The sequence below is a fragment of the Acinetobacter sp. YH16044 genome (assembly GCF_013417145.1).
GTDB classification, from domain to species: domain Bacteria; phylum Pseudomonadota; class Gammaproteobacteria; order Pseudomonadales; family Moraxellaceae; genus Acinetobacter; species Acinetobacter amyesii.
The window spans coordinates 13,800-30,677 of record NZ_VPEK01000023.1; the positions used below are offsets into that span (position 1 = coordinate 13,800).

16 protein-coding genes are annotated in these 16,878 nt (G+C 37.5%); 6 read left to right on the forward strand and 10 right to left on the reverse strand.

From position 1 onward, the window contains the following. Positions 1–2 precede the first annotated feature (2 nt). The 7 genes from tssG to FTV38_RS12490 form a co-directional block, all read right to left on the reverse strand. Positions 3–995: a type VI secretion system baseplate subunit TssG gene (gene tssG / locus FTV38_RS12460; RefSeq protein ID WP_180022643.1), complete on the reverse strand. Its 993-nt coding sequence runs from the start codon at positions 993–995 to the stop codon at positions 3–5. Then, positions 959–2,767, reverse strand: coding sequence for a type VI secretion system baseplate subunit TssF (gene tssF / locus FTV38_RS12465; RefSeq protein ID WP_180022644.1), 1,809 nt, complete (start codon positions 2,765–2,767; stop codon positions 959–961). The genes tssG and tssF overlap by 37 nt, the downstream gene beginning before the upstream one ends. Positions 2,768–2,782: 15 nt before the next feature. After that, complete coding sequence (gene tssE / locus FTV38_RS12470) at positions 2,783–3,259, reverse strand: type VI secretion system baseplate subunit TssE (RefSeq protein ID WP_078190770.1); 477 nt, start codon at positions 3,257–3,259, stop codon at positions 2,783–2,785. 70 nt (positions 3,260–3,329) lie between these two features. After that, positions 3,330–3,833 carry a type VI secretion system tube protein Hcp gene (locus tag FTV38_RS12475; RefSeq protein WP_078190771.1) on the reverse strand — a complete coding sequence of 168 codons (504 nt, stop codon included), beginning with the start codon at positions 3,831–3,833 and terminating at the stop codon, positions 3,330–3,332. A gap of 48 nt (positions 3,834–3,881) precedes the next feature. Further along, on the reverse strand, positions 3,882–5,366 hold the full coding sequence (gene tssC, locus FTV38_RS12480) for a type VI secretion system contractile sheath large subunit (protein ID WP_180022645.1): 1,485 nt from the start codon (positions 5,364–5,366) through the stop codon (positions 3,882–3,884). Further along, positions 5,359–5,862 (reverse strand): type VI secretion system contractile sheath small subunit, encoded by a 504-nt coding sequence (tssB, locus tag FTV38_RS12485; protein WP_078193364.1) that lies wholly within the window; start codon positions 5,860–5,862, stop codon positions 5,359–5,361. Before tssB ends, tssC begins: the two co-directional genes overlap by 8 nt. A gap of 15 nt (positions 5,863–5,877) precedes the next feature. Then, positions 5,878–6,573, reverse strand: a complete 696-nt coding sequence (locus FTV38_RS12490; RefSeq protein ID WP_180022646.1) for a hypothetical protein — start codon at positions 6,571–6,573, stop codon at positions 5,878–5,880. A gap of 373 nt (positions 6,574–6,946) precedes the next feature. Here FTV38_RS12490 and tssH point away from each other — a divergent pair, with 373 nt between their 5' ends. Genes tssH through FTV38_RS12520 form a run of 6 tightly spaced genes read left to right on the forward strand, consistent with a single transcriptional unit; the run spans position 6,947 to position 14,589 of the window. Further along, complete coding sequence (tssH, locus tag FTV38_RS12495) at positions 6,947–9,619, forward strand: type VI secretion system ATPase TssH (protein ID WP_180022647.1); 2,673 nt, start codon at positions 6,947–6,949, stop codon at positions 9,617–9,619. A 19-nt stretch (positions 9,620–9,638) separates the two neighbouring features. Next, positions 9,639–10,769: a type VI secretion system protein TssA gene (gene tssA / locus FTV38_RS12500; protein WP_180005374.1), complete on the forward strand. Its 1,131-nt coding sequence runs from the start codon at positions 9,639–9,641 to the stop codon at positions 10,767–10,769. Between the two features lie 5 nt (positions 10,770–10,774). After that, positions 10,775–12,139, forward strand: a complete 1,365-nt coding sequence (tssK, locus tag FTV38_RS12505) for a type VI secretion system baseplate subunit TssK (RefSeq protein WP_180022648.1) — start codon at positions 10,775–10,777, stop codon at positions 12,137–12,139. A gap of 9 nt (positions 12,140–12,148) precedes the next feature. Next, positions 12,149–12,952, forward strand: a complete 804-nt coding sequence (icmH, locus tag FTV38_RS12510) for a type IVB secretion system protein IcmH/DotU (protein WP_111885479.1) — start codon at positions 12,149–12,151, stop codon at positions 12,950–12,952. Positions 12,953–12,964: 12 nt separating this feature from the next. Further along, positions 12,965–13,636: a hypothetical protein gene (locus FTV38_RS12515; RefSeq protein ID WP_180022649.1), complete on the forward strand. Its 672-nt coding sequence runs from the start codon at positions 12,965–12,967 to the stop codon at positions 13,634–13,636. Beyond that, positions 13,633–14,589: a M15 family metallopeptidase gene (locus FTV38_RS12520; protein WP_180022650.1), complete on the forward strand. Its 957-nt coding sequence runs from the start codon at positions 13,633–13,635 to the stop codon at positions 14,587–14,589. Before FTV38_RS12515 ends, FTV38_RS12520 begins: the two co-directional genes overlap by 4 nt. 45 nt (positions 14,590–14,634) lie before the next feature. On the opposite strand, the gene FTV38_RS12525 is transcribed toward FTV38_RS12520, so the two are convergent. The 3 genes from FTV38_RS12525 to FTV38_RS12535 all read right to left on the reverse strand — a co-directional run bounded on the left by FTV38_RS12525 (position 14,635) and on the right by FTV38_RS12535 (position 16,877). Continuing rightward, positions 14,635–15,396, reverse strand: coding sequence for an alpha/beta fold hydrolase (locus FTV38_RS12525; protein WP_180022651.1), 762 nt, complete (start codon positions 15,394–15,396; stop codon positions 14,635–14,637). Between the two features lie 177 nt (positions 15,397–15,573). Then, positions 15,574–16,458 (reverse strand): MBL fold metallo-hydrolase, encoded by an 885-nt coding sequence (locus FTV38_RS12530; protein ID WP_180022652.1) that lies wholly within the window; start codon positions 16,456–16,458, stop codon positions 15,574–15,576. After that, positions 16,458–16,877 carry a DUF6691 family protein gene (locus FTV38_RS12535; protein WP_180022656.1) on the reverse strand — a complete coding sequence of 140 codons (420 nt, stop codon included), beginning with the start codon at positions 16,875–16,877 and terminating at the stop codon, positions 16,458–16,460. The genes FTV38_RS12530 and FTV38_RS12535 overlap by 1 nt, the downstream gene beginning before the upstream one ends. Between the last annotated feature and the right edge of the window lies 1 nt (position 16,878).

Below are 16,878 nucleotides of genomic sequence, written 5' to 3' on the forward strand. Positions count from 1 at the left end.
TATTATGCATTCCCCATTAAGGCATAACAGGTTTCTGTATTATCGACCTGTTTATTCGGCTGTAAAAATGCTCCCTGAGCTAAACCAATTCCGCTCAAAGAATTTAAACACACCGGTTTTATTTCTTCTTTTTGTAAAATTAAGCGCACATCCACCATTAATGTTGGACTGCACCAAGTTTGAATCATTTGTTTTAATTTTTGGCTGTGTGACTGATTCGGTAAAAATGTTAAATAATCTTCATGGTTTAAAGGTCCAATCACGATTTCAATTTTTTCGTCAATCTGTTGAATCTTTTCACCACAAAATGTATTTAGTCCCAATGAACTCGGCTGAGATCCACCTAAACATGTTCTCTGATCTTCTTCAAATACAAAAGTTTCAGGGATAAATTCTCGAATATCAAAATTCTGCTTAAAGATACAGTTCAGCATGGTTTTTAATGCATACGCTGTATTGTTTTGTCCCTGCATTAAACCTGAAAACTCAGCAAAATAATCATCTAAATCTGGCTGATCATGCTGGCTACGGATATAACCATTTAATGCATGTAAAATATCAAGATAGTGATTATCCTGCTCGATTTCATAACGAATAGGTAAATGATAATTTAAACTGGCATCAACATAATGTGCTGTTAATTTATGATTAAACAGCCCTAAAAACTTTTGAGTTTCGTGTCGCTGATGTCGCCCGCTGAGCTTAATCTTATTGGTATAACTATAAGGTAATGCACCTTGAATACCCGTTAAACCTACCATTAAATTTGTCAGTTCAACTTTCTCATCGTTGAACTCTAAACTTTCAATTTCAGTGTTCGGGAAGTTCAGATTAAGTGAACTATTAAACTCAAAGTCATTTGCCCAGTGAACTTGAGCCGCTCCATAAGGTGCATGTCTTAACAAACGAGTGGCTTGAACAAACTCGTAGGCTTTCGGTTCTTGGAAAAGTCCGTCAATTACAGAGCTTTCTTGCCACCAACGTTCTGCACGCATTGGTATAACTCCTGTTGACTATTTGCATCAAAAACCGAGACATCGACAAAGCTGTTCATATTGACTTTTAAATTAAAGATATGGGCCAGCAATTGACTAAATATATATAGGCTATGTCCTCTAAATATATCCGCATCGATATCGAGCTGTACTTTTAAACCTCTGACAAATAATGGAAATGGTTTACTATCCACAAGTTTCTGCGTAGTAGAAAACTGAATCTTTTTTATGGAGTCGATAATAATTTGGTTTTCTTTTGATTTAGGTAAATTATACAATTCCAAAAGTTCTTTAATATGAGAGACCGCATCGCCTTTCATTAAAGACATATTATTCAAAGATAAATGTGAAATGACCCGCCACTGTTCTTGTTTATTTTGCTCAAAATAATACGGTAACGACGGTCGTTTGAGCATCAGAGCACGACGTGCCAAATTACTATCATTCAGTGTTAATGCATTCTGATCTTTATTATAACTTTCGTAAGGTAACTCACGATTACTACACAAAAGTTCAGTACTAATAAAATCGGACTGAGTACTATGCGGGTCTAAAGCACGAGATATGATTGAATAGTTTAATTCCTGATGTTTATTCTTCATCTGCTGCGGATTTAAACTATAAAAAAACTGGACTTTATCTTGATGATAATGACTCATTGCAAAAAAAGGCAGTACCGGATAATACACTTCATCTTGGTTACTTTTTTCACGCACCATATTCATTTTTAAAATGCTATAGGCCTGAAAATATTCAGGATGGTGCGCATCTGTCACCAATGGATATTCCATTCGCTTATGATTAATCTTTTGCGGCTCTGCTTGTTTATTGAAGAGATTAACGATTGGTGTAGCAAACAATTTAAAATTTGCAGCATTTAATTCAGAATAATTTCGAATTGCCGCTTGATCGTTTAAATTAAGCTTAAAGTGCATTTGAACATCAAATTCACTGTGTTCTAAACTTAAAAACTTAATGAAATCTAAATTTAGATTTAAAAAATTGAATTTTTCAGGAACACAAAAATATTCCATCAATAAACGATATGCATGATGCGTATGCTGATCGATAGGTAGAACACTTTGAACTTCATCAAAGCCCATAATTTCAAATGGATTGGCAATATCAAGAATGTGCTGCCCCACACGAATCGAAAAACTCGTAGTCGATTTAAAAATACTATCTAAAACCTGTAAAGGAAAATTAGAAATAGCGTCTAAAAATATCGGCAAAGTTTCATTTTTGAGTAAAGCGTGCTTATTCGAAAAAATTTCAAATCCTAAGCTCAATGTAGCATTTTGATTTAAATGCATATGTGCCGATGGATGAGTTTTGAAATTGAGCTGTTTTAATTGAATCGGTAATAAAGTGACTTCTTGTACCGTCTGATATTCACATTGAACACCACGCGTACTTTTGGCTTTTAGACTGGTCGCCTTTGGAATAACGTGTCGATCTGTTAATTGCTTAATTTTATTTATATCTTCGAAGCTCACCACAGAACATGCAGGAAATGGTTTTAAATATTGAGGAAACATCACCTCAAAAATTGAACGGGTAAAAACGTCATAACTATCTGCAAGTTTTTTATCAATCCGTGCAGAAATTAGAGAAAATGCTTGAATTAAACGCTCAATATGCGGGTCATCTATTTGTTCTTGGTTTAAAGACAAACGCTGGGCGATTTTGGGGTATTTACTGGCAAATTCACGGGACTGTTGTCCAAATTCCTGTAGTTGTTTTTCGTAATACGGTAACAGCTCTTCAATCACAGATAACCCACTTCATTAAGCTCTTGGAGAAATAACATATTGTTGTGTTGTTGGTTTTAATAAGGCATCAAAAATAACCGGTTCATATAAAGGATGAATATTTAAATATGCCTGAATACTTAAACATAGTGCCCCCATATTATGACCATCCATGAGCATTTCGACTCGAATCTGCTTTAAACGCGGCTCATGTGCAGCAATCGATTGTTCAATTGACTGACAAATTTTGTCACGATCCGATGGATTTGCAGTCGATAAGCCAACAAAATCGATAATGCCAAATTGCAAAATAGATTTTTTTGCTAATGGAAAGTCATCAATCAGTTCATCTAACTTTGCCACCCGACTATTGAGGAGATCCTCTAAATCGGAAGCAACAGATTCACGAAGTTCTTGCAAAGACAGACCTTGAGTTTGCTGAGCATCTGCTGGTAATAAGCGGTCAAATAAAGTCGTTCTAAAACCATAAGGATAAAGCTGATCGAGATTCATATCTTCTTATAAATATTTAAAAAAATGAAAATAGAGGCTACCCAAGTAAGCCTCTATCTGAATCCATCTATTACGCTGCGTATGAAGCAGTGTTGTTAGATAATGACCACTTCTTAGTAACAGCACCTTTCGCAGTACCGTTAATATCTTGTTGGTTATATGTCCACTCTACTGCAGCATATTTCAAACCAAATGATTCGTGTGGAACACCTTCATCGTTTACAGTTGGTGTCACGCTAGAAACCAACACATGTTTCAGTTTGATTTGAAGATATTTAATACGTTTGTCGCCATTCGCACGGTAGAAATCAATTTGAACTTCATCAAATGTATAACCTGCTGAACATGCTTCCCAAAGTTTAGGGCTTGTCGCGTCTAAATCTTTAACAAACACCATATCAGAATGTTCTACACGTTCTGCAGTATGACCACCCACACTTGAAGAAGTCGCAGATTTAGGTTGACGGATGTTATGCGTCCAAGAGTTTACTTCTAACCAACTCTTGTGCTCTGCATCACGAGATTCGCCGTCTACTTTGTACTTACCACGAAATTGAATGTATATATCTTTCATTGTTCTGAATACCTATTTATTTAAAGTTATTATAGTGTTGACCCAAAATTAATTTGAGGACTGAGGTAACTCGGTCACAAGTCGTAATGAAACAGACAACTCATCCAACTGGAAATGTGGTCTTAAGAAAACCACAGATTTGTAGTGACCAGGCAAAGCTGGATTTTCTACAACTTTTACAGAAGCTTCACGCAATGGATACTGAGCTTTAGCTTCTTGAGATGCACCATCATCGAGCAATACATATTGCGATAACCATTCATTTAAGAAGGTCTCAACATTACCCGCTGATGCAAAACTACCCACTTTGTCACGCATCATTGCTTTTAAATAATGTGCAATACGTGAAACTGCCATGATGTATTGGATCTGGCTAGACAATGCAGAATTGGCATTTGCTGTATCGCTATCATATTTTTTAGGTTTTTGCGTCGATTGCGCACCGAAAAATGCAGCATAATCCGTATTTTTGCAGTGTACCAACGGAATAAAACCAAGATCACTCAGTTCTTTTTCACGACGGTCAGTAATGGCAATTTCAGTTGGGCATTTAAAGACCACTTCACCATCATTGGTTTTGAACGTATGGACAGGCAATCCTTCAACTAAACCACCACCTTCTACACCACGAATCGCAGCACACCAACCATGCATATCAAAAGCATTAGTTAAACGCGTACCAAAGGCATAAGCCGCGTTCATCCATAAATATTCATTATGGTTTTCGCCCGAAACTTCTTCAACGAAGTTAAATCCTTCAGTGGCAATACCTTCTTTTGGATCATATGGCAAACGACCCAAAACACGTGGCATTGTCAACGCAACATAACGTGCATCGTCACTTTCACGGAATGAACGCCATTGTACATATTCTGCTGTTTCAAAGATTTTAGATACATCACGCGGACGATCAATATCAGTAAAAGACTCTAGTCCCAACATATTCGGGCTAGCAGCCGAAATAAACGGTGCATGTGCAGCCGCAGCGACATGTGAAATTTGCTCAAGCAAATACATATCAGATGAAGTACGGTCAAACTCAAAGTCACCAATCAATGTTGCATAAGGCGCACCACCGAATGATCCATATTCTTCTTCATAGATTTTTTTGAACAACGTGCTTTGGTCAAAATCGGTCGCACCTTGGAAATCTTTAATCAATTCTTTTTTCGTCGTATTTAACATACGAATTTTTGTTAAAGAATTTGAAGGTGTTTCTTGGCAGAAATAATACAAACCACGCCATGTCGATTCAATTTTTTGAAATTCAGCATGGTGCATGATTTTACTTAACTGAGATGAAATCAACGCATCAATTTCAGCAATACGCTTATCAATTGATAAAGTCATATTGTCCGAAACGGTGATGGTACCTGCCATGACTTCTTTGGCAAGTTCACCGATCAGACTTTTTGCACGATCATGTTCTTGATCTGTACGCGCAATACGACTTTGTTCGACAATTGAATCTAAAAGCGAATATTCTTCAGTTGCTTCAAGGTTTGCAGCAGTTGCAGTATTAAAATTACTCATTTTCTGCCTCCACACTCAACTTACGAATTTGATCAGTGTTATGTAACACTTCATCCAGTAAATCTTCTAAGCGTTCATTATTTGAAATTTTATTACGCAAGTCAGACAGACGCTCACGCGCGGCAACTAACTTTTGTAATGGATCAACCTGTTGTACAACTTGCTCTGGAGTGAAATCAGCCATGCTCTTAAATGTAAGATCTACCGACATTTTTCCACCGTCTTCAGTCAAGGTATTCTCAACTTGAAAATTAGCACGTGGCGCTAAAGACTCCATTACTTCATCAATATTATCTAAATCAACATTAATGAATTTCTTGTCTTTTAATTTGGTTTTCTCTACTTCAGATGCCGCTGAGAAATCACCTAACACCCCTACAACGAATGGTAATTCTTTAATTTCTTTACCGTCGCCAACTTCAACATCGTAAGTCAATTGAACACGAGGAGGACGAATTCGTTGAAGTTTTTTCTGTACACTTTCACGTTTTGCCATGAGTGCTTTTCCTTGTTATTTATTTTTTAATGTATCGAAAGGTGAACCACCAGTAGCAGGTTTTTTCGCTGTAGTCTGCGGTTTTGCTGTCGTGGTGGTTTTCTTTTTGCTTGCAGCTGTAGTCGTTTGTTTAGGCTTGGTAGACGCTGTATTGGTTCGTTTTTTAGCTGGTGTTGTCTGTTTAGATTTCCCATTGCTCGAAGATTCTGTACTTTTTTCACGAACATCTGCTGCAGCAGACGTAGATTTATCAATCGTCGGCTGAATATAACGAATATTATCCGACAACACTTTGGCAGGAGAATAGGTCTGTTCATCTAGAGTACGATTTTCATTACTCCGCATATGATTCAGCGCATTATAAGAAATAGCGATACCTGCTAAAAAAGTGACATCAGTAAGTTCAGGCGACTGATAGTTCTTTTCTCGCAGCAGATTGACCGCTTGCAATGCTTTTAAATTGTAACCATTGGCTTGATATTTTTTGGCAATATCTACAAAGATTTCATTTTTTAAGTTCTCATTTTTCTTATTTTTTTTGTCACATAACTGATTATAAAAACCAATAATCTCTGGATCTGTATCACCTACTGCCAGTGGATAATCCTTTAAACAGGATTTTTTCACAGATGCCGCTTTATCTTTTGCAAAAACGGTTTGTGTTAAACTGGCTGCTAAAATTATAGGTAATAAAACACTAAATTTATTCAAAATTGCCTCTGTATTTCTACGTGCTAAAACTTAATTTATGTGGAGAAATCACCACTTATTTTCCCGTGGGTTTTCTCTTCATTTATCAAAATTAAAAATATGCAGCAGATTTAACAAAAAATAAGCACATAGAGTCAATACAAAAATGTGCCAAATACTCCAAAGTTTGTCGACGATTTGTTTTTTTTTGTTTCATTTTATAAAAAAATCTTTTTCCTTTTTTTATTTAGTCTGTATTATATCGCCTAAAGCAAGACACTAATAATATATAAGGTGTTGATTTTAAAGTTTTTATTTTTATAGCAAGAAAAAAGAGATCACAGTCAAACTTGTAAAATTTCGTACTGTGGATTCTAAATTTGATGAGTTATTTATGAATAATTTAAAAGTTTTAATTACTAAACTTTCACCTCACGCCCGCATTTCACTCGAAAAGTCAGCCAATACATGTATTTCACAGCAAAATTATGAAATCGAAATTGAACATTTTTTACTCGAATTATTAACCTATAACAATAAAAATGACCTTCAAATACTCTTAGAAAAATACAAAGTTTCTGCAGACGGTTTGGCAGATGACCTCAAAGAAAGTATCGCTCAACTTCCAAAAGGAAATACACGCACCCCGATTTTTGCCCAATCCATTGTGCGCTTACTTGAACAAGCTTGGTTATTAGCATCTGCTGAACAAAATCCACAAATTCGTAGTGGTCATTTACTTGTTGCACTGCTTACCGCGCCAGATTTATACCAAATCGCAGCAAGAGCTTCTTCTCTATTCGATTTATTACCTATCGATACGATTAAACATAAATTTTTAGATCTTTGCCTAAAAAGCATTGAAAATGAAGATTTAGCAACAGCATCACTTGATGAAAAATCAGCAGTACAAACGAATGCAACTACGCCAGTTAAAACACCAGCTCTAGACCAATACACCATTAATCTTACTGAAAAAGCTAAAAATGGTGGCATTGATCCTGTGATTGGTCGTGAGTTTGAAATCCGCTTAATGCTAGATATTTTGATGCGTCGTCGTCAAAACAATCCGATTTTAACGGGTGAGCCTGGTGTTGGTAAAACGGCCGTTGTTGAAGGTCTGGCATTAAAAATTGCAACCAACCAAGTTCCAGATGCTTTAAAAAATGTCAGCATTCATACTTTAGATATGGGCTTACTACAAGCGGGTGCCAGTGTTAAAGGTGAATTCGAAAATCGCTTAAAACAAGTCATTCATGAAGTTCAAGCCTCTGCACATCCAATCATTTTATTTATTGATGAAGCACACACGTTGATTGGTGCGGGTGGTCAAGCAGGTCAAAATGATGCAGCAAACCTATTAAAACCGGCGCTTGCACGTGGTGAGTTAAGAACCATTGCCGCAACGACTTGGGCTGAATATAAGCAGTATTTTGAAAAAGATGCCGCATTGAGCCGACGCTTCCAAGTAATTCAGGTCGATGAACCGACTGAGGAAGTTGCAATTGACATGTTGCGTGCCATGATTCCCGTAATGGCAAAACATTTCAATTTACAAATTGACGATGAAGCTATTGTTACAGCAGTCCATGCATCACACCGTTATATCACTGGCCGTCAATTGCCTGATAAAGCGATTAGTGTCTTAGATACGGCTTCTGCACGTGTTGCATTAACGCAAAATGCACAACCTGTAAAATTGGATCAACTTCATGCTCAATTACATAATTTGAAGCTTGAATTGGCGATTCTTGAAAATGAACATAAGAATATTCCTATTCACCACGAACGCATTGAAAGTGTAAAAACACAAATATCCGCGCTTGAACAAGAGATTCAGTCGACAGAAACGCAGTGGAAAAAAGAACTCGAATTCGTTCAACAGATTAAAACGCTTGAACAAGAGTCCGAGCAAAAACCAGAAAATATTGAAACTTTAAGCAATATACGTAACCAATTGGCAACTTTACAAGGTCAAACGCCGCTTGTTTTTGAACGTGTAAATGCTCAAATTATTAATGAAATCATTTCAGACTGGACCGGTATCCCTGTTGGGAAAATGGTGAATGATGAAATTCAGCAAATTTTGAAGCTTGAAGCACAGTTAGAACAACGTGTGATGGGTCAAGATTATGCACTGCATCAACTGGTACAAGGCATTAAAACCTCTAAGGCAAAATTGGAAGATCCAAATAAACCTCAAGGCGTTTTCATGCTGGTTGGCCCAAGTGGTGTGGGTAAAACCGAAACTGCACTCGCGTTAGCAAACGAGTTATATGGTGGTGAGTCACATTTAATCACCATTAACATGTCTGAGTATCAAGAAGCACATACCGTCTCGTCTTTAAAAGGCGCTCCTCCGGGCTATGTCGGTTATGGCCAAGGCGGCGTATTAACCGAAGCAGTTCGCCGAAATCCATATAGTGTGGTTTTGCTCGATGAGATTGAAAAAGCACACAGCGATGTTCAAGAGCTATTCTACCAAGTATTCGATAAAGGTACTTTGGAAGATGGCGAAGGTCGTGTCATTGACTTTAAAAATACTACGATCTTATTGACTTCAAATGCAGGCTCAAGTGCCATTATGCAGGCCTGTTTAAATCAGCCAGTAGAAGAATGGCCGTCAGCAGAAGAACTTCTAGATGTATTAAAACCAGCTTTATATAAACAATTTAAGCCGGCATTTTTAGGTCGTATGCGTATCGTGCCGTATTTCCCATTGCACGATGATCTGCTCGTACGCATTATTCAGCATAAATTAGGCAAAATCACCGCGCGTATTGAAAAACAATATGGTACGCAAACACGCTATACCGATGATTTAGTCGAATTATTATTAAGTCGCTGTACTGAGGTCGATAGTGGTGCGCGTAATGTCGACAACATTTTAAATGCGACGGTCTTACCTGCTTTAGCCACTGAATTGTTGATGGCAATGAGTGAACAAAAGATTCCATCAGTCATTGAAATCGATGTCAAAGACGATGAAATTATTTATGTTTTAGATCCTAAAAGTAAACCTGCGAAAAAACGCAGCAGCAAAAAGACTAAAACCTTAGAAGCATAAGTTAGGAACGATGTAGAATATGAGTTTAGAGCTCGACGCTTTATTGCAACCGATTACGGACGATTTACCTTGCGGTAGTGATTTTTCATTTTCAAATGATTTTCATGCAATTAAAAAAGCTAAAACACAAGATGACCCGCTCTTGGATCAAGGCGACTGGATCGCAGAACCAAAACAGGCAGATTGGGGCTTTGTGCACCAAAAATCGTCAGATCTACTTCGCGAACATACAAAAGATATTCGCTTATATGGTTGGTTGCTTGAAGCGTGGACTCACATTCATGGTTTCGAAGGGATTGCCAAAGGGATTGAACTTACACAAAAAAGTTTGCAAGACTTTTGGCTACAACTTCATCCTGAAATTGAAGATGATGACCTTGATCAACGTCTAGGTTTATTACAAGGGATAATTAATCAAATCCCAACATTAATTAAATCAGTTTCAATCGTTCATGGCGCGGCAGCTTATTCCCTATCCGACTATGATCGACTACTTCATGTTCAAAACCAAAGACGTAAATCCAACCATGAAGATGATGATCAAGAAGAGTCTTTTAATGGTATGGAACAGTTTGAACATGCCTTGTTCAATACCTCAAAATCAATTCAATACCAGTATTACCAACAGTTTTTAGATATTTTAAACCATTGGGAAAACTTAAAAACGACTCTTGATGATTTGATGGGTTTAGATGCGCCAAGCTTTGCTGGCATTGACTCTCAAATCGAAATGATTCACTTGAGTTTAAAAAAAATCTATAAAGCAGATGCTTTTATCAATTCATCGAGCGCTGAACAGGTTCAATCAAATTCTCCAATTGAAAGCCAGACACTTTCCACTGTAACTTCCGTGCAGAATGATATGCAAATAATACAACAACAGCATACACAGCAGTTTAAACCTCAAGTGCAAAATCATCTTGAAAATCGTGAACAAGCCATGAAAGTCTTGCAAGATATTGCTGACTATTTTCAAGTGAATGAGCCGCATAGCCCTGTCAGTTATATGCTGCAAAAAACCATTAAATGGTCACAAATGCCTCTACATGAATGGTTAACTCATGTGATTAAGGAGGAAAACCCTCTTGAAGCTGTACAAGAAATGTTAGGTGTTCAGCAACAAAGTAATGAATCGAATAGCGACTGGTAAAAACAATGTTTAAAGCAGAAAAAATTTTATGGGGTGAAGGATTATTTTTACGCCCGCAACACTTTCAATTACAAGATGCTTATCATGAACAGCGTTTAAACCATACGGTTCGCGCAACAATACCGTTCGCTTATGGTATTCAAAGTTTAATTTTTGATGAATCACAACTCAGTACTAATATTTTGGCTTTGAATAAAGTCGAAATGATTTGGCAAGATGGCGAGATTTATCAAGCACCTGCACAAGATTTATTACCTGAGCCTGTACTACTTGATTCATTAAATTTACGTGGTGAAATGCAAATTTATTTAGCATTACCGATCGTTCAACCGAATAAACGAAACGTCAATTTTGAAGAAAATACCCAATCGAGTCGCTATCATTCACATTTGACTGAAACTCATGATTTGTTTACAGATGCGACGGCTGCTGAAATTACTTTATTACACCGCCGTGCAGAGTTTAAAATCTTTGAATTAGGCCAAGAACCACAGCACAATCTTGATGGTTTTCTTTACATGCCTATTGGCCGAATTAAGCGCCAAAGTTCAGGTAATTTTGTTTTAGATTATCAATTCATTCCACCAATATTACATATTAGTTCGTGTGATTCACTGATTACCGGGCTTAAACGAACGCTCAATATTATCAAAGCTAAAATTAAAACCATTCAATCGAATAATCGTGAAAACGAACAAAAGTTAATTGAATTCCGTTCAGGTGATATTGTGTCATTTTGGTTGGTTAATGCGCTGAATACTGCACATGCGACCTTAAATCATTTATTGCAATATCCACTGATTCATCCTGAACGTTTGTATTTTGAATTATTACGTCTGACAGGTTCTTTACTCACCTTCTCTACAGCTTATGATGTAGATCAACTCCCACAATATCAACATCATAATTTGCAAGAAAGTTTTGCTCAATTAGATGTGATTTTACGTGAGTTGCTCGATACGATTATTTCAAATCGATATATCAGTATTAACTTGAAAGAAACCCGTCAATCCTACTGGGTGGGCAGTCTTGAAAGTGACAAAATTACTCGCGATTCGCGCCTGTATTTAGCTGTTTCAAGTAGTGTAATGCCTACACATGACATTATTTCTTATGTACCACTGCGCTTTAAAGTCGGCAATACCGTTGATGTTGAACAGCGTGTCATGGCAGCATTACCGGCTGTTCCATTGCAACATATGATGCAAGTGCCAACAGCAATTCCGGTACGTTCAGGTGTGAGTTATTTTGAAGTTGAGCCAAATAATGATTTGTATCAACGTATGCTTGATTCTGAATCCATCTGCGTTTACATACCAGCTGGCTTCCAAGATATCTCGATTGAACTTATTGCAGTGATGAATGGTTAAGGAGCAATCATGAATATTTCAAATAATGCCCCTTCACTTTTTGACGATGGTCAAATTGGATTAGGCTCTTCAAAACCAAGTGCTGAACCGAAAATCAACAGTTCAACCAATTTAGTTGATCTACTGCATGATGGTTTTTACATCGTATTCTTACTCAAAAATCAATATGTTCCATCCAGCCCTGAAAGTTTCAGGACAAAAATTATGGATCTATTAAACCGATTTGAAAGCCAAGCCCGTAAGCTTCAATTCAGCAATGAAGATATCACGGACGCAAAATATGCCTATTGCGCTTTATTAGATGAAACCATTGTCACCCAACAAGATGCACGCTTTTTTGATTTACAAAACAATTGGATGATGAATCCATTGCAATTAAGTCTTTTTGGTTCACAGCTTGCGGGTTACCGCTTTTTTGAAAATTTAGAGCAAATTCGTTCTAAGAATAAAGATCGTTTAGCAGCACTTGAAGTTTATCATTACTGCATGCTCCTTGGTTTTCATGGTAAATACCGACTTGAATCGATTGAAATGCTCAATTCACTCGTTGCACGTGTCGGTGATGAAATTGATTATATGAAAGGTAAAAAGGCGTTTTCGCCTTTCGCGGCACTGCCGGATCAAATTAAAAACATTATTCACCGTGAATTACCATTTTTTTGGATCATTATCTTTTGGGCATTGTTTGCTGTATTAGCATTTGGTGGACTGAGATATATGTTATCTAGCCAAAATAATCAGGCGTTATCACAATATCAAAACGTCATAACTGCCCCATCGGAACAGGCTTATATCACCATTCATTTACCATAAGACTTAGACACCATGGCAAACGAAAAATCGAATAACGTTAGAATTTTACAGTCGACTCAAAAAAATAATTTACCGCCTTTAGCTCATGCTGCTATCGGCTTTCTTGTTGGTGCAGCGGTGATTATTGTTGTTGGCCTGGGATATTTTTATCTAAATTCTGACGATCAGCCTACAAATGCAGAAATGACTACTTCTGCCCCAACTGAAGATAAAGCTGAAACTGAGGCATCCGCTGTACCTCGTCAAAACGAAAATGAGCAAGCTTCAGCTGAAAAAGCGCAGCAAACCGTTCATGCAACTGAAGAAAAAGATCCGGATAATGACTTATATTCGAATGATTTAGCTACTGCTTTCAATCATGGTAACACGGCTAAGGCAACTCAGCCTGTTCAAGCTGTGGCGAATAACCGTTCACCTTTTGAAATTACCCAACCGCAGCGCCCTGTTGTAGCTGCTACAACAACCGTTAAATCACATATTCCAAATACTATAGCGAAACCAAAAGCTTCGCCAACAACGGCCAAGGTGACCAAGCCTACAGAGCCATCTACGAAAGCAGCAAAAGAAGATGAGCACTTTGAAGAGCCGATGGGCGGAACGCAAATTTCCGAAACCAAACGTCCGAAAGTGGTTGCTACAACAAACACTGCCAATGCGACTGTGAGCGCTACAGTTTCCCCATGATCATCTTTTTGGTTAGTTGTTTCTTTGTCTTAGCACTGGTGACAGTGCTTTGTTTTTCTTATGAACTCAGAATTAAAGTTCAGGATTTTTTCTTTCAAATCATTCCACAAAGTAAAAAAAGAATTCAGCACGCCAAAAATTTTGCTTATGAACTGAACTATGCAGCAGCACCACAACAGATTCAATCACACTGGCATTTACAACAATGGTGGATTTTATTTGCCGGCTTTTTACTGTTTGCCAGTATTTTATTATTTGCTTTTACTCGCCCGATTACTGCAAGTAAAGTAGAAGCAGATTATTTACGCAAAATCGATCCTCAAATTTACTCGATGCTCGATGGGCAAGTTTTAGATGCCCCTCCTGAAGTCGAAGAATATCTTGTTCAAGAAGCAATTGCAGAAGAAGCGGCAATGATTGAGCAGCCATCTGTTATGGCTTCAAGCTTTAACCCAGAAGTTCAAGATATCCATACGCATTCATTTTCAACAGATGTGCCTTCAGCAGACCGTAAATGGCATAAAATGAACCCTCGTTATAAGCAGCGTTTATTGATGGTGTTTAAAATCATGCGTGAACAGCATGGTTATGAAATGGTTTTGCTTGAAGGCTATAGAAGTCCAGAGCGTCAAAATAATTTAGCCACCAATAAAAATACCACTCGTGCCCGTGGATTCCAAAGTTATCATCAGTTTGGTTTAGCAGCTGATGTTGCATTTAAACGCAATGGCAAAGTGGTCATTACTGAACGAGACCCTTGGGCTATGCGTGGTTATCAACTTTATGGTCAAGCTGCTGAGTCTGTTGGTTTAACATGGGGCGGACGCTGGAAATCTATTCAAGATTATGGTCATACAGAATATCGTATGCCAGGCCTGAAAAAAACTGCAGAGATGGCGGCACTACTGACCTCTGAAGGTCAGCTTCAAGCCAATAACATTTCGATTGAGTAATATTTCGATGTTGTGCCTTCAAAATATAATTGAAGGCACACCGTATTAATTTAAAAAATTTTGTATTTGCTCTATAACTTCAGTTGTTTTTTCTGCATGTAACCAATGGCCTGCACCTTCTATTTCTACAATTTTCGCATGTGGAAATTGGTGTTCAATCGCATTGGTATGCCCCGCTTTTGAAATATAAGGTGACTGTCCACCTTTGAGGAACAATACAGGCTGTTGCCAAGTATTTCCCATACTTTCCCAACCAATAATTTGGTCATACTGTTTATACAACGCATCTACATTAAACAACCATTGTTCTTTGCTAAAAGACTTGAGTAGAAACTGTATCACCATATCTGAATGAATATACTCACGCATAATTTCTACCGCTTGCTGTCTAGATTGAATTTGCGCATTTTGTACAGCAATCAAAGCTATAAATATTTCATCATGATGACGTTCCTGATATGCAAAGGGCGCGATATCCAATACAACAAGTTGCTCTACCCGCTCTGAGATTAAAGCCAATTGCATTGCGACCTTGCCTCCCATGGAATGGCCAATCACTGAAAACTTATCGATACCAATTACATCTAATGTCTCAAGTACATCGTTTGCCATCTCACGATAATTCATTTCTGTACTTTGAGGTGATTTACCATGATTTCGTAAATCAAGCTGAATGACAGAATGTGAATTTTGAAAAGCTCTGGCAAGCATCCCTAAATTACTGAGGCTGCCAAATAAACCGTGAATAAAGACTAGTGGGTGTGTTTCGCCTTCTAATTTTTGATGATATTCGTAATTTAGGATCATTTTTGAATACTTTGCTATGTTGATATTATGATGCCTAGTTGAATGAATGAAATCAAATGACAGTTAAAAAATTATTAGTCTTACTTAGGCTATTTGTATGTGGTATATGATTTAACTTGCTTAGGCTATTTTATAAATGAAATAGCCAACCGCAATCAACCTAAAAGATCTTTGTCTTTAATTTGCAGATTTAAAGTGATTAAAAGGAATTTTTAAATAGCGAATACCATTCCCTTCTGGTTTTGGAAATTTACCTGCATCCATATTGATTTGTATTGCAGGTAAAATCAGTTTTGGCATAGCCAATTTTGCGTCACGCTGAGTTCGCATTTTGACAAAATCTTCTTTTTTCGTACCAACGTGGATATGAATATTCTGCTGTTTTTGCGCATGTACACTGCTTTCACAGCAGTATTCTGACCGATTTTCTGGTAAATAGTCATGGCATAAAAACAAACGCATTTCAGGTGCTAACTGATAAATCTTTTGTACTGAATCGAATAATACTGCTGCACTGCCCTTGGGAAAATCACAGCGTGCTGTGCCATAATCAGGCATAAATAAGGTATCACCGACAAACACAGCATCATCACCAACCACATAGCTCAGACAAGCAGGTGTATGTCCAGGCGTTGGAATGTTATAGGCATTTAACTCACCGATTTTAAATGCCTCATGATCTGCAAATAAATAATCAAAAGACTGATGTGAATTAAAATATTTCACATCAAAATTATAAATGGCGCTGAATGTTTCCTGCACAATCTTGATGTTATGGCTCATCGCAATTTTGCCACCAAGAACCTGTTTTAAATATTGAGATGCGGTTAAGTGATCTGCGTGCACATGCGTTTCTAAAATCCATTCTACGCTTAGGCTATTTTCTTGAATATAACGAATAATCAAATCTGCATGCTTCGTTTGAGTAGTTGCAGAAGCAGCATCATAATCCAATACACTGTCTATAATCGCACATCGGTTTGTTTGCGGATCGGATACCACATAACTAAATGTATTGGTATTTTCATCAAAAAAAGGTTGTACCTGTGCACGCTTTGACATTAATTTGCTCCCGAAAATTTACGATGTAGATAGACGCCTGCAAACATCGCTATAACAAAATAAATCGCTTGATAATAGCCAAGCCCGATCAAAGTAAAGGCTGGCGCAGGACAAATCCCTGCAATCCCCCAACCTATTCCAAAGATAACACTCCCCATGACGAGTTTTGCATCAATTTGATTATTACTCGGTAATTCAATCGCCTTCCTATCAAAGGTTGTCGGTTTTGATTGACGAACGGCCATTTGAAATGGAATAAATGCAACTGCAATGGCTCCCATCATCACAAAAGCTAAACTCGCATCCCACTGCCCTGTAATATCAAGGAAACTTAAGACCTTTTCTGGATTAGACATGCCAGAAATCATTAAACCTAATGAGAAAATTCCACCAAAAATAAAAGCCAATATATTTTTCATC